The organism is Micromonospora sp. KLBMP9576 (assembly GCF_050941805.1).
Lineage (GTDB): Bacteria > Actinomycetota > Actinomycetes > Mycobacteriales > Micromonosporaceae > Micromonospora.
Genome location: NZ_CP194567.1, coordinates 1,865,466 through 1,885,117 on the forward strand (window position 1 = coordinate 1,865,466; position 19,652 = coordinate 1,885,117).

Consider the following 19,652-nt stretch of genomic DNA (forward strand, 5'->3'; position numbering starts at 1 on the left):
ATTTTTGGTGGCACCTCAGGCCAAAGTCCCGAAGGAGCTGCCGCCATGCGTCGAAGGATCGCCATCCCGCTCGTGGCCACCGGTGCCATCGTCTCCACACTGACGGTCGCGGCCCCCGCACAGGCCCACGGCTACGTGTCCGGGCCGCCGAGCCGCCAGGCGCTCTGCGCCCAGGGCCGGGTCCCGGACTGCGGGCAGATCAAATACGAGCCGCAGAGCGTCGAGGGACCGAAGGGGCTGCGGAGCTGCCACGCGGGCATCGCCCAGTTCGCCGTCCTGAACGACGACGGCCGGGGTTGGCCCGCCACCTCGGTCGGCAGCTCCGTCACCCTCACCTGGACCAACACCGCCCGGCACGCCACCAGCAACTGGGAGTACTTCATCGGCGGCACCCGCGTCGCGGTCTTCAGCGGCGGCGGGCAGCAACCCGGGGCCACCGTCTCGCACACCCTGGACCTGGCGGCCCACCCCGGACGGCAGAAGGTCCTGGCGGTGTGGAACATCGCGGACACGGCCAACGCGTTCTACTCCTGCGTCGACCTGCAGGTCGGTGGGGGCGGGGGCCCGTCGCCCACCCCCCGGCCGACGCCGACCCCGTCGCCCACCCCGACCCCCACTGCCGCCCCGACGACCCCGCCCGCGCCGGGTGGCAGCTGGACGGCGGGTCGGGCCTACGGGGCGGGTGACCAGGTCACCTACGGCGGGCAGACGTACCGCTGCCGGCAGGCGCACACCGCGATCCCCGGCTGGGAGCCGCCGAACGTGCCGGCGCTCTGGAGCCAGGTCTGACCGGACGGGTGCGGCGGGGTGGCCGCACCCGTCCCCTCTCCCGCGGCGGATCGGATCGGAGTGCCCCATGCGACGGCTGCCCACGCTCGCCCTGCTCGCCGCACTGCTGCTGGCCCCCGGCTGCGCGCCGGCAGCCGCCCCGGCGCAGCCCGCCCCCGCGCCGACACCGGCGACGGCCACCGGGACCGCCCTGAGCGGCCTGGACGTGGTCTTCCTGACCACCCTGGCGGCGCACACCGAGCAGACCCTGGAACTGGCCCGGCTCGGTCGGCCCCGGGTCGCCGGCCGGGAACTGCGCACCCTGGTCGGCGCCATCGAGGCCACCGAGACCGACGAGCTCGCCACCATGCGCGGCTGGCTGCGGGAGGCCGGGCCGGCCGCCGGGGCCGCCCACCGGCACACCCACGGCACCGCCGCCGAGGACCTGGCGCGGCTGCGCGCCGCCCCCGCCGGCGAGGTCGACCGGGTCCTGATCGACGTGCTCGGCGCCCACCAGGGCGCGGCGGCCGACCTGGCCCGGGCACACCTGGCGGTCGGCACCGACCCGCGCGTACGCGAACTCGCCGCACGCGTCGAGCGGTCGCGTACGGCCCAGGTCTCGCTGATGGCCGGGCTCGCGCCGGCCCGGCGGTGACGCCGCCCGGCCGGCTCAGGCCTCGGCGCGCGGCTCCAGCCGCACCGAGACGGAGTTGACGCAGTGCCGGGTGTCCTTCGGGGTGAAGCCCTCGCCCCGGAAGACGTGCCCGAGATGGCTGTCGCAGCGGGCGCAGCGGATCTCGGTGCGGGCCATGCCGAGGCTGCGGTCCTCGATCTCCTTCACCGCGCCCGGGACGGCGTCGTCGAAGCTGGGCCAGCCGCAGTGCGAGTCGAACTTCGTGTCGCTCGGGTAGAGCTCCGCGCCGCAACCCCGGCAACGGTAGGTCCCCGGTGTCTTCGTGTCGACGTACTCTCCGGTCCACGGGCGCTCGGTGCCGGCCTCCCGCAGCACCCGGAACTCCTCCGGGCTGAGCCGGACGCGCCACTCTTCCTCGGTACGGGGCAGGTCGTTCTGGTCAGGACTCACCCCCTAACGGTACGTCGGACGTCGGGGGTGTGGCATATGGTCGCGCCATGGGTGGCACGAGGGCCGCGGCCGAGCAGATCGAGGTGACCGGGCGCGACGTCCGGCTGAGCAGCCCCGACCGGGTGATCTTCCCGCGGCGCGGCTTCACCAAGTCCGACGTCTTCCACTACTACCTCGCGGTGGGTGACGGCATCATGCGCGCCCTGCGCGGGCGCCCCACCACGTTGCAGCGCTTCCCCGAGGGCATCGAGGGCGAGGCGTTCTTCCAGAAGCGGGTGCCCGCGCGGGGCGTGCCGCCGTGGGTGCAGACGGCCACCATCAGCTTCCCGAGCGGTCGCAGCGCGGCCGAGCTCTGCCCGGCCGACCTGGCCCACGTGGCGTGGGCCGCCCAGATGGGCACCGTCGTGTTCCACCCGTGGCCGGTGCGCGCCGCCGACGTCGACCGCCCCGACGAGCTGCGCGTCGACCTCGACCCGCAGCCCGGCACCGACTTCGCCGACGCGGCCTCCGCCGCCCGGGAGTTGCGCGGGCTCCTCGACGAGCTGGGCGTCACCGGCTGGCCGAAGACCTCCGGCGGCCGTGGCGTGCACGTCTATTTGCGGATCGCGCCGCGCTGGACGTTCACCGAGGTGCGCCGGGCCACCATCGCCCTGGCCCGCGAGCTGGAGCGGCGCCGCCCGGAGCTGGTGACCACCGCCTGGTGGAAGGAGCAGCGGGGCGAGCGCGTCTTCGTCGACTACAACCAGATGGCCCGTGACCGCACCATCGCCTGCGCGTACTCGCTGCGGGCCAACGCCCGGGCCACCGTGTCCACGCCGGTCACCTGGGCCGAGCTGCCCGACGTCGACCCCGACGACTTCGACCTGCGTACCGTGCCGGCCCGGCTGGCCGAGCGCGGCGACCCGCACGCCGCCATCGACGACACCGCGTGGGACATCACCCCGCTGCTGGAGTGGGCCGACCGGGACGCCGCCGCGGGCCAGGGCGACATGCCCTACCCGCCGGACCATCCGAAGATGCCCGGCGAGCCGAAGCGCGTGCAGCCCTCCAAGGACCGCGACCGCCCTCGCTGACCGCCCCACCCGCCGCCGTGCCCGGGTTGGCGTCAGCGGGGTTCGGTGTACGCCTCCACGGCCTCCTTGGCCGAGCGCAGGTCCGCGCCGGTCGCCTTCCGGTACGCGGCGATCGCCTTGATCTTGTCGCCCCGGGCCAGGTGCTCCCGCACCCCCGGCGGCACCGGGGCCGCGTCCACCACGCCCAGGTGGTCCATCACCAACTGGACCCGACGTTCGATCTCGGCGAGCCGGTACGCGGTGCGGGCCTGCTCGCCCCGGCCTGGCAGTTGGGCGCTGAGCAGCGCGACGGCAGCCACCAACAGGACGGTGAGGGCGATTTCCATGCGGTGATCGAAGCACATCCGTGCCGTCCGGTCCGCCGGCGCCGACCCGACATCGGTAGATAACGATCAAGTAACGGGCGCGAACCTTTTGCCGCCCGTGGCCGCTCTCCCTGGTCGTCGCCCCACCGGGGGCCGGGGAGGACATCGGATGAAGCTGGTGTGGAGACGGGCGGGCGAGGCGCGTGGGCTGCTGCTCGCCGCGTTGGTCGCGGCCCTGGTGGCGGTCGCGTTGGTCAGCGGGCTCTCCGACTACAACCGTCGGGCCGTCGAGGCGGGACAGCGGGCCCTGCTCGCCGGGGCGTCCTTCGAGGAACGCAGCGTCCTGGTGAGCGGCACGGCCGGCCGGGACGCGACCGAGTTCGCCACCCGGGACCAGGCGATCCGCGACGGCTTCGCCGCCGGCCTCGACGGTGCGTCGGTGCGCGTCGACGTGGCCCGCTACGGCGCGGGCCGCGAGCTGACCGGTGACCTCGGTCCCGTGGTCCGCGCCGACGACGACCCGGTCTTCGCCAACCTGGCGACCCTCGCCGACCTGCCCCGCCACGCCGAGCTGACCGGCGGGGCCTGGCCCACCCCGGGCACCTCGCCACTGCGGGTCACCCTGCCCGAGAAGGTCGCCGGCGCGCTCGGGCTGGCCGTCGGCGACCAGGTGCCGATGCTGGACCGCCAGTCCGACACCCGCGGCACGGTGGTGCTCGCCGGAACCTGGCGACCGCGCGACCCGACCGACCCGTACTGGCGGTTGGCGCCCGGAGCCGGCGGTGTCGCCGACACCGGGACCTCGTACGGGCCCTTCGTGCTGGACCCGGCGGACTTCGCGGCCACCTACCCGGGCTCGGTGTCGGCGTCCTGGGTGGTCGTGCCGGACTTCGCGGCGGCGGCCGGCGCGGGCCGGCTGCCCGACATGCGGCGGGCGCTCACCGCCACCCTCGTCGAGGTGCCCGAGGCGGCCGGGCTCGGTTCCTCGGGTCAGACCGTCACGGCGATCGACCGGCTCCTCGACCGCGTCACCCGGGCCGACCTGGTGGGCCGCTCCTCGCTGGCCACCCCACTGCTGCTGATCATGGTGCTGGGCGGGTACGCGCTCGTGCTGGTCGCCGCCCTGCTGCACGAGGACCGGCGCGGCCAGAGCGCCCTGCTGCGGGCCCGGGGAGCGGCACGACGACAACTGGCCGGCCTGGCGGCCCGGGAGGCGGCCCTGGTCGTCCTGCCCGCCGCCGTGCTGGGGCCGCTGGCCGCCGGCGCGGCGCTGCGGCACGTGGGCGTCGGCGGCACGGCCCCGCTGACGCTCGCCGCGGGCAGCCCCGCGCTGATCTGGGCGGTCGCCGCCGCCACGGCCGCCGGCTGCCTGGTCGCGATGGTCGCCCCGACGCTGCGTGTAGCCGGCACGTACGTCGCGGACCTGGCGGCCCGGTCCCGCCCGACCCGCGCCGCGAGCGTCCAACGCGTCAGCCTCGACCTGGTGCTGGTCGGCTTCGCGGTGCTGGCCTGGGTCCAGCTGCGCCAGTACTCGTCGCCGGTCACCGGGGTGGCCGGCCAGCTCGGGGTCGACCCGCTGCTCGTCGCCGCGCCGACGCTTGGGGTGCTGGCCGGCGCGGTCGTCGCGCTGCGGCTGCTGCCCCCCGCCACCCGGTTCGCCGAGCGGTTCGTCGACCGCAGACCGTGGACCGCGACCATGTTCGGCATGTGGCAGGCGGGGCGGCGACCGCACGCCGGCCCGGTGCTGCTGCTCGCCCTCGCCGTCGGCGGCAGCACCCTGGCCTGGTCGCTGGTGACCACGGGGGAGCGGTCGCAGGCCGACCAGGCCGACCACGCCGTCGGCGCCGACCTGCGGGTCGTCGAGCGCACCGGCCTGGCGCCCGACGGCCGGGCCGGGCAACTCGGCGCGCTGCCCGGCGTCGTCGCGGCGCTGCCGGCCTGGCGGGACGAGACCCGCGTCGGCCGCGCCGAGCTGCCGATCACCGTGCTGAGCCTCGACGCCGCCGGCGCGACGGACGTGGCGCGGCTCAACGAGCGGCTGACCGACGAGCCGGCACCGGCGCTGCTGGACCGGCTGACCCGCACGCGCGGCGCACCGGCGGGCACCGAGCTGCCCGCCGGGACCCGCTCGCTCACCGGCACCGTGCGCACGCCGGTGTGGGAGGCCTCCGCGCCGCACCAGGTCGGTCTCTGGCTGATGCTGACACGGGCGGACGGGCTGGCCCTGCGGCTGGCGGCGGGCAGCGGCGGCAGCGACGGGCGGCCGGCACGGTTCACCGTCGCCCTTCCCGACGGCATGGACGGCGCGCGGCTGTCCGGGTTCGAGCTCGACGCCGGGGACGCGCGCGGGCAGGTGTACCGCCTGGAGGTGTCGGACCTGCGGCAGGTCGGCGCCGACGGCGTGGCCCGGCCGGTGGCGCTGGGCGGCAACTGGGCGGTCGTGACCGGCGACGGCGGACCGACCCCCGCGGCCGCCACGGCCACCGGCCTGACCGCCGAGCGGAAGGTCGACTTCCAGGCGGGCGGGCGGTACGCGTACCATCCGGCGAGCCGCTTCGCCGTGGTACCGGCCGGCGAGAAACGGCCGGTGCCCGCCCTGATGACCCCGGCGGTACGCGACGCGCTGAGCCTGCGGATCGGTGAGACGGTCGACCTGGCGCTCTCCGGGGCGACGGTGCCCGTCACGCTGGTCGGCGAGCTGGACGCGGTGCCCGCCACGGTCGGCGCGGGCGTGCTGCTGGACCTGCCGGCGGCCGTGGACTGGTTGATCCGGGACGGGGGTGCCGTCCGACCGGTCGCGGAGTGGTGGCTGAGCACCGACGAGGGCGGTCACACCGAGGCGGCCCGTGCCGCCGCGGCGCTGACCGGCGTCACGCTGCTCGACCGGCGGGAGATGGCCGGGCGGGCCGCCGACGACCCGTACTGGCAGGGGACCCGCACCGGGCTGCTCGCCGCCGCGCTCGGCTCGGTGCTGCTGGCCCTCGTCGGCCTGATCGTCGACGTCTGGGCGACCGCCCGGCACCGGCTGGGGGAGTTCGCCGTGCTGCACACGCTCGGTGCGACCCCCCGGCTGTTGGCCCGGGCGCTGCTGGCCGAGCAGACCTTCCTGGCCGGCATCGGCGTCGGCGTCGGGCTGCTGCTGGGCGCCGTGGTCGGCGCGACCATGGCCCCGCTGGTCGTGCTCACGCCGTCCGCCGGCCGGCCGGTGCCGGAGGCCGCCTTCGTGCTGCCCTGGCTGCCCATCGGGCTGACCGCGTTCGGCCTGCTGCTGGCGGCACTCGCCTTCAGCGCGTTCATCGCCCTCGGCATCCGGCAACGGGTCGTGGGGGCGCAGTTGCGGATCGGGGGAGACCGGTGACCGGGTGGAGCGTGGCGACGACCAGGAGCGGAGACCGGGCGTGCTGAGCATCGGGGCGGTCGCCCGCCGGGTGCGGGCGTACGGCGGGCAGTTCCTGCTTCTCGCGGCGCTGATGCTGGTGGCCGCGCTGCTGACCAGCGGGGTGCCCAGGATCGTCAACGACCGCGTCCAGCAGGGCCTGCGGGCCGACCTCGACGCCGTGGCGCCGCAGCAGCGGGACGTCACGTACTCGTCGGGTCAGGTCGACGCGACGAACAACCACACCTCCGTGCTGGCCGCGCACCACAACGACCTGATGACGCTGGAGGCCGGGATGCCGCCGGTCGTCCGCCGGATGGTCGAACAGCGCTGGTTCGCCGCGGAGACCAGCGCCAGCCGGGTCGGCGGCCCCGACCTGACGGCGAAGAACCTCCTGGTCGAGCTGGGACTGCGCGCCGCGACCGGCGTCGAGCAGGCCGGCACCCTGGTCGAGGGGCGCTGGCCGGCCGACGCGCCGAAGGACGACCCGGTGCAGGTGGCGCTCGCGGCGGACGTCGCCGGCAAGCTCAACCTGCGGCTCGGCAGCCGGCTGACCCTCTCCCCGCCGTGGCCGCTCACGCCCGACTCCCCGCCCCCCGCCCAGTTCACCGTGGTCGGGCTCTTCCAGCCCCGCGACGCGGCCGACGGGTTCTGGGACGGCCTGCCGCAACTGCTGCGGGTCATCGAGCCGGTGGGCGACGGCCAACCCTTCGTCGCCGTCGGGGTCGTCGACGCCGCCGCGCTGAACCGCCAGGCCGTCGCCGGCCGGCCGCTGACCTTCAGCTGGCGCTACCGGTTGGGCGCCGACGGCATCGACGCCCGCGAAGTGGACCAGGTGATCGCCGGGCTCCAGCAGCTCACCCGGCAGGCGGGCGGTCGCAACGTCGTGCAGGCGGTGGACATCCCGCTGCGGGCGTTCGCCGCCGAGGTGGACGGCGCCCGGACGGTGCTCGCCGTGATCGCCGCGGGCGTACTGGCCTCGCTGGCGGGGCTCGTGCTGCTGGCCGCCGGGCTGCTGGCCCGTCGGCGCCGAGCGGAGTTCATCCTGCTGCGTGCCCGGGGCGGGGCGGGCCGCGCCGGCGCCGGCCGCAGCCTGGCAGAGACGCTGCTGGTGGTGCCGCCGGCCGCCGCGCTCGGCTGGCTGGCCGGCAACCTCGCCCCGGGGGCGCCCGGGCAGACCGTCTGGTTCGTCGTCGTCGCGACCGCCCTGGTGGCGGCGGCGCTGCCGGTGGCCACCCTCGTCGCGTCCACCGGCGGCACCGGGCGGCGCGACCTGGTCCGCTCGCGCCCGTCAGCACGCCGCCTCACGGTGGAGGCGGGGCTGCTGGTCCTCGCGGGTCTCGCGGTCGTGCTGCTGCGCCGCCGCGGCCTCACCCCCGGCGAGATCGATCCACTGCTGGTATCGGTGCCGGTGCTGCTGGCCGTCGCCGCGGCGGTGGCGGCGATGCGGCTGTACCCGTGGCCGCTGCGGCTGCTCGGCCGGCTCACGGCCCGGAGCCGGGGCAGCGTCGGCTTTCTGGGCACCGCCCGGGCCGGCCGGTCGGTCGTCGCCATGCCGCTTGTGGTGGTGGTGCTGGCCGTCGCGACGGCGGCGTTCTGCGCGGTGACGAACGTCGGGATCGAGGCGAGCCGGGACCGGGCCGCCAGCCGGGTGGTCCCCGCCGACGCCCTGATCCTGGGGGAGCGGATCGCCTCGGACACGGGTGCCGAACTGGAGCGGCTGCCGGGGGTGCGCGCCGCGAGCCCGGTGCTGCACCAGGCGGGGCAGCGCCTGGCGAAGGACGTCGCCGGCACCGACACCCGGCTCGACGAGGTGACCGTGCTCATGGTCGACGGCCCCGCCCTGGCCCGGATGGCCCGGCAGGCCGGCATCGACGTGCCGGTGCCCGCGGCGCTGCGCGCCCCCGCCGGAGGAGGCGGCCCGCTGTCCGCGGTGGTCTCCCCGACGGTCGCCGCCGAGCTGGCCGCCGCCGGCCTGGACGGCTCGGCCTTCGTCAGCGCCCAGGGACAGCGGTACGAGTTCCGGGTCGCCGGGCGGGCGGAGAGCTTCCCGCTGCTCGACCCGCGCAGCCGCCGGTTCGTCCTGCTGCCCTGGCAGTCGTTGCCGCAGGGGCAGCAGGCCGCGGTGCCGACCGGTTTCCTCGTCGTGGGAAAGGACCTGGACGTCGAGGCGCTGCGCGGGGCCGGCGAAGCGGGAGCGTCCCGCTACCGGACCGAGGGGTCGGTCACCGGTCGGGAGAGCGCGCGCGGCGTGCAGGTGCTGACCCACGCGGACACCCGCCGGCTGGTCAGCGAGGGCGGCGCCAACGGGGTGCTCGCTTTCGGCTTCGTCGCCGGCGCGGCCGGCGGGACGGCGCTCGGCCTGCTCGCGATCGCCTTCACGGTGCTCGCCGGCGCCCGGGAGCGCGGCCAGGTGCTGTCCCGGTTGCGCACCCTCGGCCTGTCCCGCCGCCAGTGGCGGGGGCTGCTGCTGGTGGAACTGGCCCCGCTGGTGGGCGTCTCGGTGGTGACCGGTGCGCTGGTCGGTACGGCGCTGCCACTGCTGCTGACCCCGGTGCTCGACCTGTCCGCCTTCACCGGCGGCGTCGAGGTCCGGGTGGCGTTCGAGCCCGGTCTGGCGGTCGGGGTCGTCGCGCTCGGGGCGCTCGCCCTCGGCTTCGCGATCGCCGTCGAGACACTGAACAACCGCCGGATGCGCCTCGGCGAGGTGCTCCGGCTCGGAGAGGAGAGCTGACATGACCGCTACCGCGCAATCCACAGCCGCGCCGGATCTGGCCGCCCTGCAACAGCGGGCCGCCGAGCGGGCGGCGGAGCGGGCCGGCGGCCGGGACCGGCTGCGGGGGCACCTCGTCTGCGACGGGCTGGTGCGGATCTTCAAGACCGAGGGGGTGGAGGTCGTCGCGTTGCAGGGGCTCGACCTGGTCATCGACCGGGGTGAGCTGGTGGCGATCGTCGGCGCCTCCGGCTCCGGCAAGTCGACGCTGCTGAACATCCTCTCGGGGCTGGACACGCCGACCGCCGGCATCGCCCGGGTGGGCGAGTACGACCTGCTGAACCTCTCCGCGCGGCGGCGGCTGAGCTACCGGCGCGCGATGGTCGGGTTCGTCTGGCAGCAGACCGGCCGCAACCTGCTGTCGTACCTGAGCGCGTTGGAGAACGTCGAGCTGCCGATGCGCCTCGCGGGGCGGCGGGGCGGCCGGCGGGCCCACCGCGAACGGGCCCGGGAACTGCTCGACCTGGTCGGGGTGGGGCACTGCGCCGACCGGCGGCCCACGCAGCTCAGCGGCGGCGAGCAGCAGCGCTGCGCGGTCGCCGTTGCGGTGGCGAACGACCCCGAGGTGCTCTTCGCCGACGAACCGACGGGCGAGCTGGACGAGGCGACCGGCGCCGAGGTCTTCGGGGCGTTGCGCACCATCAACGCCGAACTCGGCGTCACCATCGTGGTGGTCACCCACGACCAGGCCGTGGCCACCCAGGTCCGCCGGACCGTCGCGATCCGCGACGGCCGGACCGCCTCCGAGGTACGCCGGACCGCGCGCGTCGGCGCGGACGGCGGCACCGAACTCGTCAGCGAGGAGTACGCCGTGCTGGACCGTAGCGGCCGGATGCAGCTACCGGCGCCGTTCGTGGACGCGCTCTCGCTGCGCGACCGGGTGCGGCTGGACCTGGAACCGGACCACGTGCAGGTCCGGCCGGGCGACCGGAGCCAGGACGAGCGGGAGGCGACGGCGTGACGGGGCGGGACGTGTCGACGGCGGGGGCCGCAACCGGCGACGGCGCGGTGGGCCGCCCGGGTGGCGGTGCTCCGGCGGCGCTCGCCACGGTCGCCGACGAGGTGGTGCGGGTGACGGGGCTCGACCGCACCTTCGGCCGCGGCGAGCACGCCGTGCACGCCGTGCGGGACGTGTCGTTCTCGGCGGGGCGGGGCGAGCTGGTCGCGGTGCGCGGGCGCTCCGGTGCGGGCAAGACGACCCTGCTGAACCTGGTCGGCGGCCTGGACCGGCCCGACTCGGGCCGGGTGGTGGTGGCCGGGCACGAGGTGACCGGCGCCAACGAGCGGCAACTGCTGGAGCTGCGCCGCAGCACCATCGGTTTCGTGTTCCAGACCTTCGGGCTGGTGCCGATCCTCTCCGCCGCGGAGAACGTCGGCGTGCCGCTGCGACTGGCCCGGGTCGGGGCGGCCGAACGGGAGCAGCGGGTGGCGGTGCTGCTGGAACTGGTCGGCCTCGGCGGGCACGCGGGCCAGCGGCCGTACGAGCTCTCGGGCGGCCAGCAGCAGCGGGTGGCGGTGGCGCGGGCCCTCGCCAACGAGCCGAAGCTGCTGATCGCCGACGAGCCCACCGGCCAGCTCGACTCCGAGACCGGGCGCTCCATCATGGACCTGCTGCGGGCCGTCGTGCACGCCCGCGGCATGACCGCCCTGGTCGCCACCCACGATCCGGCGCTCATCGACCTCGCCGACCGCGTCCTCACCCTCCGCGACGGTCGCCTCGTGCCGTGACCGTGGCCCGGGCGCCGGCGGCGCTGACCTGGGGGCGTCAGAGGGGCAGCTTCATGCCCTCGTGCGTGGACTGGAAGCCCAGGCCCAGGTAGAAGCGGTGGGCATCCTGGCGGGTCTTGTGTGTGGTGAGCTGGACCAGGGCGCAGCCGCGCCGCCGCGCCTGGTCGACCGCCCAGGTGATGAGCTGCCGGCCGAGCCCCCGCCCGCGCAGGTCGGAGCGGACCCGGACCGACTCGATGAGCTGACGCTCGGCGCCGTGCCGGCTGAGGCCGGGAATGTAGGTGAGCTGCATGCAGGCGAGCAGCTCGCCGCCGAGGTCGGCCACGATCAGCTGGTTGCGCGGGTCGGCGTCGATGTCCGCGAACGCCCTCTCGTACACGGCGTCGACCCGAGTGTGGTCGCGGGTCCTGCCGATCGGGTCGTCGGCGAGCAGGGCGAGCACGGCCGGCAGATCGGCCCGGACGGCCTCTCGGAAGATCACGTCACGCATACCGCACAGGGTGGCACGACGCGGCGGGCCCGCGGCGGGCGGCATTGGCGCGCACCGGGCACCATGACCGTCCATGGACGTACTGTTACGGCCCTTCAGGTCGATCTATCGGGGTTTGGTCTGGTTCGCCAACTCGCCCCGGACGCTGATCATCTCGTACCTGCTGATGATCGTGGTGGCCGGCGTCATCTACGGCCAGGTGGAGAACCGCAGCGCGGCCGACGCCGTCTGGTGGGCGGTGGTGACCGCGTCCACCGTCGGCTACGGCGACATCTCCCCCGTGAGCTGGCAGGGCCGCACCCTGGCCGCGCTACTCATCTCGACCATGGTGCTGCTGGTCATCCCGTTGATCACCGCGCACTTCGCCAGCCAGCTCATCGTCGACGACGACGCCTTCGAACACGAGGAGCAGGAACAGCTCAAGGCCGACGTGCGCCGGATGCTGGCACTGCTGGAGGAACTCGCCGCCCGGCAGGGCATCGACCTGCCCGACCTGCCGGCGCGGCGAGCGGTCAGCGAGCCGGGCAGCGCAGCCCCGCTCTGGGTACGGTCAGGTCGAGCAGATAGGCGTCGACGGCCTCGGTGACGCAGGACGTCTGCGGGTACGCGGTGTGCCCCTCGCCCTCCCAGGTGAGCACCCGGCCCACGCCCAGCATCGAAGCCAGCTTCCCGGTCTGCTCGTACGGCGTCGCCGGGTCGCCCGTGGTGCCCACCACCAGGATCGGCGGCGCGCCGTCGGCCCGGCCCGTCGGATACGGGTCGCGCCCACCCGGCCACTCGGTGCAGGAGAGCAGACCGACGGCCAGGGGCGGCCCGAACAGCGGGTACTTCACCCGCCACTGCGACTGGAGCTGGCGGATGCGCGCCACGCTCGGCTTCTCGTCCTGGTCGGTGCAGTTGACCGTCAGGTTGGCGTCGAACATGTTCGAGTAGTGCCCGTCGGGCTCCCGGTCGGCGTACGCGTCGGCGAGACGGAAGATCTCCCGCGGGTCGCCGCCCGCCAGCTTGTCGATGGCCCCGGCCAGCTCCTGCCACCCCGACTCGGTGTAGAGCGACGAGACGATCGCGTAGAAGACCCAGCCCGCGGTGGCCTCCCGGCCGTCGTCGCCGCGTACCGGGGACACCCGGGCCTTGTCGACCGCCGAGGTGACCGCGGCCCGCGCGTCCGGGGCGATCGGGCAGCGCTGCCCGGCGTTCGCCGCGCACCAGGCGGAGAAGTTGCCGAAGGCCAGCTCGAAGCCCTTGGCCTGGCCCTCCGAACCGGCGATCGGGTCCTGCCACGGATCGACCGCGCCGTCGAGCACCAACGCCCGCACCCGCCGCGGGTAGAGCTGGGCGTAGGTGGCGCCGAGCAGGGTGCCGTAGGAGTAGCCCAGGTAGGTCAGCTTGTCGTCACCGACGGCGGCACGGACCGCGTCCATGTCGCGGGCGGCCTGCTCGGTGCCGTAGAGCGGCAACTGGTCACCGTAGCGGTCACCGCAGCCGCGCCCGATGCGCTGACTCAGCGCGACGAACCCGTCGAAGGACTCCTGGCTGCGCGGGTCGGGGTCGTAGCCGAAGCTGGCGTCCAGGTCGGCGTCGGGGATGCACTTGACCGGGCTGGACCGCGACACCCCGCGCGGGTCGAAACCGACGATGTCGAACCGGTCGGTGACGGAGGTGGGCAGGCCGCCGAACGCCGGGCCGAAGGAGAGGTAGACGGCCGTGTCCACGCCGGAGCCGCCCGGGCCGCCCGGGTTGACGACCAGCGAGCCGATCCGGTCGCGCTGCTTGGTCGATCGGGCCCGCAGCAGCGCGATCTCGAAGGTCTCGTTGGCACCCGGGCCGGTGGTGGCCCCGCCGCCCGTGCCCCAGTTACGCGGCACCTTGATCCGGGCGCACTCGTAGCGGACGTTGGGCGCCCCGCGCCCGACCAGCTCGTCGGCCACCTCCGGGCAGGCCCGCCAGGTGGGCGCCGTGCCGGTGGCGGCGGCCTCGCCGGTGTCCGTCCTGGGGGCGACCGCCGGCAGGGTGCAACCGGCGGCGATCAGCGCGGCGGCGGCCAGCCCGGCGAGGGCGAGCCGGAACCGGCGGATCCGGTCGGGCGTGCGGGTCACGAGCGGGCCTCCGTGATCGAGTCGACGGCCAGGCTACGCCGGGCCGGTGGGCGACCCCACGGTCACCGTCGGGTCGCCGCGCAGCACCTGGTCCACGTCGAACCGTACGGGCCGGTCGAGCTGGTCGTAGCGGCAGGAACGAGGATCGCGGTCGGGCCGCCAGCGGACGAAGCGGGCCGTGTGCCGGAACCGCTCGCCCTCCATCGCGTCGTAGCCGACCTCGACCACCAGCTCGGGGCGCAGCGGCTCCCACTCGAGGTTGCGGCTGCCCGTCCAGCGGCTCACCCCGCCGGGCAGGCGCTGGCCGCGCTCGTGGTCGCCGTGCACCCACGGGTGCTCCGCGCCGACCTCGCGGTAGGGCTCCAGCTCCTGCAGCAGCTCCGCGCGGCGGGCCATGGTGAACGACGCGCTCACCCCGACGTGGTGCAGGACGCCGTCGTCGTCGTAGAGACCGAGCAGGAGCGAGCCGACCACCGGGCCGGACTTGTGCCACCGGAAGCCGGCCACCACCACGTCGGCCGTGCGGGCGTGCTTGACCTTGAACATGAGCCGCTTGCCCGGCTCGTAGGGCAGGTCGGCAGGCTTGGCGATCAGGCCGTCCAGGCCCGCGCCCTCGAAGACGTCGAACCAGCGGCGGGCGGTGTCGACGTCGGTGGTGACCTGCGTGACGTGCACCGGCGCCCGGACCCCGGCCAGCGCCGACTCCAACCGGGCACGTCGCCGGGGATAGGGCTCGTCGAGCAGGCTGTCGTCGTCGAGGGCGAGCAGGTCGAAGGCGACGAAGTCGGCCGGCGTGGTCTCGGCCAGCAGCGTCACCCGGGACGCGGCCGGATGGATGCGCTGCGCCAGCAACTCGAAGTCGAGCCGGGGCTGCCCGCCCGGGCCGTCGCGCCGGATCACGATCAGCTCGCCGTCGACCGCGCACCGCGCGGGAAGCTGCCGGCGGGCCTGCTCGACCACCTCCGGGAAGTAACGGGTCATCGACTTGCCGCCGCGGCTGGCGAGCTCCACCTCGTCGCCGTCGCGGAACACGATGCACCGGAAGCCGTCCCACTTCGGCTCGTAGGTCATGCCCGGCGCGGTGGGGACCTGCGGGACGCTCTTGGCCAGCATCGGCTCGACCGGCGGACTGATCGGCAGCTTCACGGCGCCCAGTCAACCAGACGGCACCGACAGTAGTGGGGCGGATCACGGTTGGCGAACGGGCGGCGTGTCCGGCCGCGCGCGCCTCGTGCCACCTCGGGCGGATCAGGAAAGCGCAGGTCAGAGCTAGTTTCGCGGAGTGTCGGAGTGGGTCTGCGGGTGCTGCGGTCGGTGGCGGGTGAGCGTCGAGCTGATCCGGGGCCGCCACCGGTACCGGCTGGTGCGCCGCTACCCCCGCCGCTTCGGCGGCGGCAAGGACGTGCTCGGCGAGGTCGCCTCGGTGGCGGAACTGGAGGAACTGCTGCGCCGGCGTACCCCCCTCGGGCTGGCCGACCTGCGGGAAGCCGCCTGACCCCGGCAGCGGCCCCCGCGGCGGCACCGGCGGGCGGCCAATGCCGGACCGGCCGGGGGATGCCGCGACCCCGGTCGATGCGGCAGCGTCGTCCCAACGGGGTGGCGGTGCCACGGGGGCGCCGCCGCGGGAGGAGACGCGATGCGGTTCGAGGCCGGTACGCAGGTGGCCGCCGGGGCCGAACAGGTCTGGGCGGTGCTCGTCGACGTCGAAGGGTGGCCGCAGTGGACGCCCTCCGTGCGCCGGGCGGCCCGGCGGGAGCCGGGCCCGCTCGCGGTGGGGGCCACCGCCCTGCTGGAGCAGCCGAGGCTGCGCCCGGCGGTGTGGCGGGTCACGGAGCTGACGCGGGGACTGTCGTTCACCTGGGAGTCGCGCAGCGCCGGGGTCCGCACCGTCGGCGAGCACCGGGTGCTGCCGCTGCCCGACGGGCACAGCCGGTTCGAGTTGGCGCTCACCCAGTCCGGGCCGCTGGCCGGGCCCGTCGGCTGGCTCTACGGCGACCTGCTGCGCCGCTACCTGCGGATGGAGGCCGACGGGCTCAGGCGTCGCTGCGAGCGGGGCTGACCAGCTTCTCCAGCCGGGCGAGCCGGATGCCGTCGTGGCCCGTCCGGTGCCCGACGACCCGGTAACCGTGCCGGTCGTACCACCGCAGGTTCTGCTCGCTCTCCGCACCGGTGAAGAGCGCGAAACGGCGTACCCGTGCGACGAAGAGCGCCTCCACCGCGCGCAGCAGCGATCCGCCGACGCCACGGCCCTGCTGGTCGGGGGCGACGGCGAGCCGGCCGATGCGCGCGGTGTCGCCGTCGACGCGGGCCCGCACCGAACCCACCAGCCGCCCGCCGGCGCGGGCGGCGAGCACCGTCGCCGGCCCGGAAAGCTCGGCCCGCACCTCGTCCAGGGTCTCGGTCAGCGGTGGCAGGAACGGGTCGGCGTAGCGCTGCGCCTCGACGAGGTACGCGGCGCGCTGCACGGTGAGGATCTCGCCCGCGTCCGCGACGTCGGCGGGGGCGATGCGTGGCTCGATGATCACCCACACAGCCAACCACAGGCCGCCCGGCCGCCCGTACGCTGGCGGTGTCCCGTCGAACCGGCGAAGGGGTCCCCCGTGCCCACACTGACCTACCCGCACGTCGGGGCCACCGAGCGCGGCGAGCTGCCGCCCGGCTGGCGGCACGTGCGGCACCGGGTCCGGTTGCCCGACGGCTGCTTCGCGGCGGCCGGGTCGGCGGTGCTCGGCTGGCGACTGCACCGCGCGGCCGGCATCCGGATGGACGCCGACGCCGACCGGGCCGCCCCGGGGGTGCGGGTGGTCTCCCGGCTGGGCGTCGGCCCGCTGCGGCTGCCCGCGCCCTGCCAGGTGGTCTGGGCCGTCGACGACGGGCGGCGGGCCGGCTTCGGGTACGGCACGCTGCCCGGGCACCCGGCGCGCGGCGAGGAGGCGTTCGTGGTCAGCCGCGACGCCACCGGTCACGTCTTCTTCGAGGTGGTCGCGTTCAGCCGGCCCGACCGCTGGGTCATGCGCGTGGCGGGACCGGCCGGCCGTGCCTTCCAGCGCGCGTACGCCTGGTGGCTCGGGCGCACCCTGCGCCGCCTCTGCGCCCGCACCTGATCCCGGCCGGCGCGCGACGGCACCCGACGGGCCGGGCGGCCGGTCAGAACCGGGCGAAGGAGCGGATCGGCATGCGCGGGCCGTACTTCGGCGCCTGCACGCCACCGGCCGCCAGCAGCACGCAGACCCGCCCCCGGTGCCCCCGGAACGGCTCCAGCAGGGCCAACATCCGCTCGTCGTCGCCGCGCGGCTCGCCCGCCAGGGCCCACGCCACCGTGTTCGGCACGTGGAAGTCGCCGACGCTTACCGCGTCCGGGTCCCCGTACGCGACGCGCACCACCTCGGCGGCGGTCCACACCCCGACGCCGGCGATGGCGGTGAGCCGGCGGGTCGCCTCGGCGGAGTCGACACAGCGCTCCAACCGGTCGGCGACGGCCGCCGCCCGGCGCAGCGTCTCGGCCCTCCGCTGCTCCACGCCGAACGGGTGGAACACCCAGTACGGGGTGGCCGCCACCGCCGCCGGCTCCGGCGGCAGCAGCAGCGGCTGCACCGGCCCCGGTGCCGCCTCGCCGAAGTGCCGCACCGTCGCCGCGTACGCCCGGTACGCCTCCGTGCCGGTCACCTTCTGCTCGAAGACCGCCCGCAGCAGGCGGGGGAAGACCTGACCCGTGGCCGGCATCCGCAGCCCCCGATGCTGGACCGCGAGCCGCGCCACCACCGGGTGGGCGTCGGCCAGCGCCGCGAACCCGGCGACGTCGTCACGCAACCCGGCGATCGCGTCCGCCCGCTCCACGACCCGGTCACCGCCCGGGCCGTAACCCTCGGCGAGCAGGGTGCCGCCGACCGGACGCAGGGCGAGGGTGGCCGGCCCGTCCGGGGTGCGGGCGGCCCACCAGAAGGTGCCGGCCGCGACCCGGGCGCACGGGTCGTACGGGCTGAAGGTCAGTGCCCGGACCGACGCGGCCAGCCGGTACCCGGCGGGCGGGCGCAGCTCCCGACGCGCGGTGGGTTCGGTCCCGGTCACCCGCACATGCTGTCACGCCCCGCCGCCGTGACCGGCGACACCGTCGACCGGCGCGGCTCAGCGGCGCACGGAGAAGATCCCGGGCGGCGGCGGGGTCGAGTCGGTGGCGTCGACGTCGCGCACCACACCGGCGCCGCCCGCGAACCGGTCGAGGTCCGCGCCGGCCAGCACCCGGCCGGGGAACCAGTCCCCGGCGGCACGCCGGGTCAGCTCTGCCACCGGCGGCTCGACCCGGCCGGCCACCAGCACCAGGTTGCCGTAGCGTCGCCCCCGCAGCACCGCCGCGTCGCCGACCAGGCAGGCCCGGGGCAGCACCGACCGGACCGTGGCGACCTGCCCACGGGCGTGGCGCAGCGGGGGGCCGTCGGCGACGTTCGCCAGATAGGAACCGGCGGGCCGCAGCACCCGGGCCACCTCGGCGGCGAACTCCGCCGAGGTGAGGTGCGCCGGGGTGCGGGCGCCGGCGAAGACGTCCGCGACCACCACGTCGTAGCTGGCGTCGCGGCTGGTGGCGAGCACCGCGCGGGCGTCCGCCACCCGCACCTTGAGCCGGGGGTCCGGCGGCCACGGCAGGGCGCTGCGGACCAGTTCCACCAGCGCGCCGTCGACCTCGACCACCCGCTGCGTGGAGCCGGGCCGGGTGGCCGACACGTAGCGGGGCAGGGTCAGCGCGCCGCCGCCGAGGTGCAGCACCCGCAGCGGCACGCCGGGCGGGGCCACCAGGTCGATCGCGGCGGCGAGGCGGCGGACGTACTCGAACTCCAGGTGCGTGGGATCGGCCAGATCCACGTGCGACTGCGGGGCGCCGTCGAGCAGCAGCGTCCACGACCCCGGCCGGTCCGCATCGGGCACCAGCTCGGCCTGGCCGGTGTCCACCCGCGCGGCCACGGTGTCGACCGCCCGTTTGCGGCCCATCAGCGCCGGGCCCGGGCGGCGGCGGTGAGCACCCGGTGCAGCAGCCGCGCGTCGCCCAGCAGCGAGCGCAGCCGGCGCTCCAGGCCGGCGATCGGGATCAGGTTCTGCGGCGCCCGCGGGTCCTTGTAGGGGGTGGAGGCGAACCGGGGCAGCGTGACCAGCGACAGGTCGGCCAGGCCCACCGCCTCGTCGACGCTCAGCTCGGCGGAGCACTCCAGCCGGACGATGCCCGCCCACGGCGCGCCGAGCGCCACCGGCAGCCGCAGGTACCACGACCAACCGCCCCAGGCCGTGCCGAGCTTGAACACCGGGGACCGCTCGCCGGCCGCCAACCCGGTGACCACGGCGGTCAGCCGGGCGTCCAGGTATTGGCTGTGCTGCGTCTTGATGTAGCCGAGCGTGCGCGGAAGCTGCCGCCGGCTGCGCAGCGGCCCGTCGACCACCAGCAGGTCACCGTCGGTGCGGGCCGCCCCCGAGACCTCCACCTCCAGCGCGGTCAGCGGCCCCTGCACGGCGGCGGGGAGCTTGTTCAGCTCGCCGGTGCCGCTGACCCGGTGCACCGGGTAACGGACGCTGCCGGCCACCACGTCCGCCGCCGACGGGCTGGCCGTGAACAACCCCCGACCGACGCGCGCGCCGACCAGTTGCGCCGCGCCGCGCTCCAGGTCGCACCGGACCACCCCGGCGGCGTACGACGCGGCCAGGCCCGGAAAGGACACCCCGTCCTCCTCCGCCGTCCAGACGCTCGCGTCGATCCGGCGTACCCCGTCGACGAGGAGCACCACGTCGGGGGCGCGCACGCCCGGACGCGGCCCGATGGCCCGCCAGTCCACGGCCGGCAGCTCGGCGTCCGCGTCCACCTGGGCGCTGCTGGGTGCGGCGGGGCCACCGGCGGACGCCTCGAACGAGGCCCCGTACGCCGGGTCCCACGCGTCGACGAAGAACCGTGGATCGGTCACCGCAGCGAACCTTCCGT

The 19,652-nt window shown here is 75.8% G+C and carries 20 protein-coding genes; 11 read left to right on the forward strand and 9 right to left on the reverse strand.

The genetic code is table 11. The features are described from left to right. Positions 1 to 45 precede the first annotated feature (45 nt). Together ACQ452_RS08410 and ACQ452_RS08415 are read left to right on the forward strand one after the other, a co-directional pair. A complete protein-coding gene (locus tag ACQ452_RS08410) occupies positions 46 to 789 on the forward strand; it encodes a lytic polysaccharide monooxygenase (RefSeq protein WP_433391845.1) in 744 nt (247 codons plus the stop codon). Between the two features lie 67 nt (positions 790 to 856). Further along, the gene (locus tag ACQ452_RS08415; RefSeq protein ID WP_433391847.1) at positions 857 to 1,423 is read left to right on the forward strand and encodes a DUF305 domain-containing protein; all 567 of its coding nucleotides are present in this window, start codon (positions 857 to 859) and stop codon (positions 1,421 to 1,423) included. Between the two features lie 15 nt (positions 1,424 to 1,438). Here the strand turns inward: ACQ452_RS08415 and msrB are convergent, their stop codons facing one another. Beyond that, positions 1,439 to 1,852, reverse strand: a complete 414-nt coding sequence (gene msrB / locus ACQ452_RS08420; protein ID WP_433391849.1) for a peptide-methionine (R)-S-oxide reductase MsrB — start codon at positions 1,850 to 1,852, stop codon at positions 1,439 to 1,441. Between the two features lie 47 nt (positions 1,853 to 1,899). Here msrB and ligD point away from each other — a divergent pair, with 47 nt between their 5' ends. After that, positions 1,900 to 2,925 carry a non-homologous end-joining DNA ligase gene (ligD, locus tag ACQ452_RS08425; protein ID WP_433391851.1) on the forward strand — a complete coding sequence of 342 codons (1,026 nt, stop codon included), beginning with the start codon at positions 1,900 to 1,902 and terminating at the stop codon, positions 2,923 to 2,925. A 32-nt stretch (positions 2,926 to 2,957) separates the two neighbouring features. Here the strand turns inward: ligD and ACQ452_RS08430 are convergent, their stop codons facing one another. Next, a complete protein-coding gene (locus ACQ452_RS08430; protein ID WP_433391854.1) occupies positions 2,958 to 3,251 on the reverse strand; it encodes a hypothetical protein in 294 nt (97 codons plus the stop codon). Positions 3,252 to 3,399: 148 nt separating this feature from the next. Here ACQ452_RS08430 and ACQ452_RS08435 point away from each other — a divergent pair, with 148 nt between their 5' ends. The 4 genes from ACQ452_RS08435 to ACQ452_RS08450 all read left to right on the forward strand — a co-directional run bounded on the left by ACQ452_RS08435 (position 3,400) and on the right by ACQ452_RS08450 (position 11,107). Continuing rightward, entirely contained in the window at positions 3,400 to 6,588 is a 3,189-nt protein-coding gene (locus tag ACQ452_RS08435) for an FtsX-like permease family protein (protein ID WP_433391856.1), read from the forward strand. A gap of 4 nt (positions 6,589 to 6,592) precedes the next feature. After that, entirely contained in the window at positions 6,593 to 9,340 is a 2,748-nt protein-coding gene (locus ACQ452_RS08440) for an FtsX-like permease family protein (RefSeq protein ID WP_433391859.1), read from the forward strand. Between the two features lies 1 nt (position 9,341). Next, a complete protein-coding gene (locus ACQ452_RS08445) occupies positions 9,342 to 10,340 on the forward strand; it encodes an ABC transporter ATP-binding protein (protein ID WP_433391862.1) in 999 nt (332 codons plus the stop codon). Positions 10,341 to 10,441: 101 nt separating this feature from the next. Next, a complete protein-coding gene (locus ACQ452_RS08450; protein ID WP_433394049.1) occupies positions 10,442 to 11,107 on the forward strand; it encodes an ABC transporter ATP-binding protein in 666 nt (221 codons plus the stop codon). A gap of 37 nt (positions 11,108 to 11,144) precedes the next feature. Here ACQ452_RS08450 and ACQ452_RS08455 read toward each other — a convergent pair whose 3' ends face one another. After that, a complete protein-coding gene (locus ACQ452_RS08455; RefSeq protein WP_433391865.1) occupies positions 11,145 to 11,597 on the reverse strand; it encodes an N-acetyltransferase family protein in 453 nt (150 codons plus the stop codon). Positions 11,598 to 11,670: 73 nt separating this feature from the next. Between ACQ452_RS08455 and ACQ452_RS08460 the strand changes: the two genes are divergently transcribed. Further along, complete coding sequence (locus tag ACQ452_RS08460; RefSeq protein WP_433391866.1) at positions 11,671 to 12,183, forward strand: potassium channel family protein; 513 nt, start codon at positions 11,671 to 11,673, stop codon at positions 12,181 to 12,183. Here ACQ452_RS08460 and ACQ452_RS08465 read toward each other — a convergent pair. Both ACQ452_RS08465 and ACQ452_RS08470 read right to left on the reverse strand, forming a co-directional pair. Continuing rightward, positions 12,110 to 13,693: an alpha/beta hydrolase gene (locus ACQ452_RS08465; protein WP_433391869.1), complete on the reverse strand. Its 1,584-nt coding sequence runs from the start codon at positions 13,691 to 13,693 to the stop codon at positions 12,110 to 12,112. The two genes, ACQ452_RS08460 and ACQ452_RS08465, sit on opposite strands and share 74 nt — an antisense overlap. Positions 13,694 to 13,726: 33 nt before the next feature. Continuing rightward, complete coding sequence (locus ACQ452_RS08470; RefSeq protein ID WP_433391871.1) at positions 13,727 to 14,839, reverse strand: ATP-dependent DNA ligase; 1,113 nt, start codon at positions 14,837 to 14,839, stop codon at positions 13,727 to 13,729. Between the two features lie 136 nt (positions 14,840 to 14,975). Here ACQ452_RS08470 and ACQ452_RS08475 point away from each other — a divergent pair, with 136 nt between their 5' ends. Then, a complete protein-coding gene (locus ACQ452_RS08475) occupies positions 14,976 to 15,188 on the forward strand; it encodes a hypothetical protein (RefSeq protein WP_433391874.1) in 213 nt (70 codons plus the stop codon). A 141-nt stretch (positions 15,189 to 15,329) separates the two neighbouring features. Continuing rightward, complete coding sequence (locus ACQ452_RS08480; protein ID WP_433391876.1) at positions 15,330 to 15,752, forward strand: SRPBCC family protein; 423 nt, start codon at positions 15,330 to 15,332, stop codon at positions 15,750 to 15,752. On the opposite strand, the gene ACQ452_RS08485 is transcribed toward ACQ452_RS08480, so the two are convergent. Then, complete coding sequence (locus tag ACQ452_RS08485) at positions 15,727 to 16,218, reverse strand: GNAT family N-acetyltransferase (RefSeq protein WP_433391879.1); 492 nt, start codon at positions 16,216 to 16,218, stop codon at positions 15,727 to 15,729. The genes ACQ452_RS08480 and ACQ452_RS08485 overlap by 26 nt on opposite strands. Positions 16,219 to 16,293: 75 nt before the next feature. Here ACQ452_RS08485 and ACQ452_RS08490 point away from each other — a divergent pair, with 75 nt between their 5' ends. After that, positions 16,294 to 16,797, forward strand: a complete 504-nt coding sequence (locus tag ACQ452_RS08490) for a DUF1990 family protein (protein WP_433391882.1) — start codon at positions 16,294 to 16,296, stop codon at positions 16,795 to 16,797. A 43-nt stretch (positions 16,798 to 16,840) separates the two neighbouring features. On the opposite strand, the gene ACQ452_RS08495 is transcribed toward ACQ452_RS08490, so the two are convergent. Genes ACQ452_RS08495 through ACQ452_RS08505 form a run of 3 tightly spaced genes read right to left on the reverse strand, consistent with a single transcriptional unit; the run spans position 16,841 to position 19,635 of the window. Further along, positions 16,841 to 17,761, reverse strand: a complete 921-nt coding sequence (locus ACQ452_RS08495; RefSeq protein WP_433391885.1) for a DNA-3-methyladenine glycosylase family protein — start codon at positions 17,759 to 17,761, stop codon at positions 16,841 to 16,843. Positions 17,762 to 17,818: 57 nt separating this feature from the next. Beyond that, positions 17,819 to 18,676: a spermidine synthase gene (locus ACQ452_RS08500; RefSeq protein WP_433391887.1), complete on the reverse strand. Its 858-nt coding sequence runs from the start codon at positions 18,674 to 18,676 to the stop codon at positions 17,819 to 17,821. Next, a complete protein-coding gene (locus ACQ452_RS08505; protein ID WP_433391889.1) occupies positions 18,676 to 19,635 on the reverse strand; it encodes a hypothetical protein in 960 nt (319 codons plus the stop codon). The genes ACQ452_RS08500 and ACQ452_RS08505 overlap by 1 nt, the downstream gene beginning before the upstream one ends. Positions 19,636 to 19,652: the final 17 nt, after the last annotated feature.

Excerpts from the sequence above, each read along its gene's own strand:
- ACQ452_RS08410 (WP_433391845.1), top strand. The coding sequence starts at position 46 with ATGCGTCGAAGGATCGCCATCCCGCTCGTGGCCACCGGTGCCATCGTC.
- ACQ452_RS08415 (WP_433391847.1), top strand. The coding sequence starts at position 857 with ATGCGACGGCTGCCCACGCTCGCCCTGCTCGCCGCACTGCTGCTGGCC.
- ligD (WP_433391851.1), top strand. The coding sequence starts at position 1,900 with ATGGGTGGCACGAGGGCCGCGGCCGAGCAGATCGAGGTGACCGGGCGC.
- ACQ452_RS08430 (WP_433391854.1), bottom strand. The coding sequence starts at position 3,251 with ATGGAAATCGCCCTCACCGTCCTGTTGGTGGCTGCCGTCGCGCTGCTC.
- ACQ452_RS08435 (WP_433391856.1), top strand. The coding sequence starts at position 3,400 with ATGAAGCTGGTGTGGAGACGGGCGGGCGAGGCGCGTGGGCTGCTGCTC.
- ACQ452_RS08445 (WP_433391862.1), top strand. The coding sequence starts at position 9,342 with ATGACCGCTACCGCGCAATCCACAGCCGCGCCGGATCTGGCCGCCCTG.
- ACQ452_RS08455 (WP_433391865.1), bottom strand. The coding sequence starts at position 11,597 with ATGCGTGACGTGATCTTCCGAGAGGCCGTCCGGGCCGATCTGCCGGCC.
- ACQ452_RS08460 (WP_433391866.1), top strand. The coding sequence starts at position 11,671 with ATGGACGTACTGTTACGGCCCTTCAGGTCGATCTATCGGGGTTTGGTC.
- ACQ452_RS08480 (WP_433391876.1), top strand. The coding sequence starts at position 15,330 with ATGCGGTTCGAGGCCGGTACGCAGGTGGCCGCCGGGGCCGAACAGGTC.
- ACQ452_RS08500 (WP_433391887.1), bottom strand. The coding sequence starts at position 18,676 with ATGGGCCGCAAACGGGCGGTCGACACCGTGGCCGCGCGGGTGGACACC.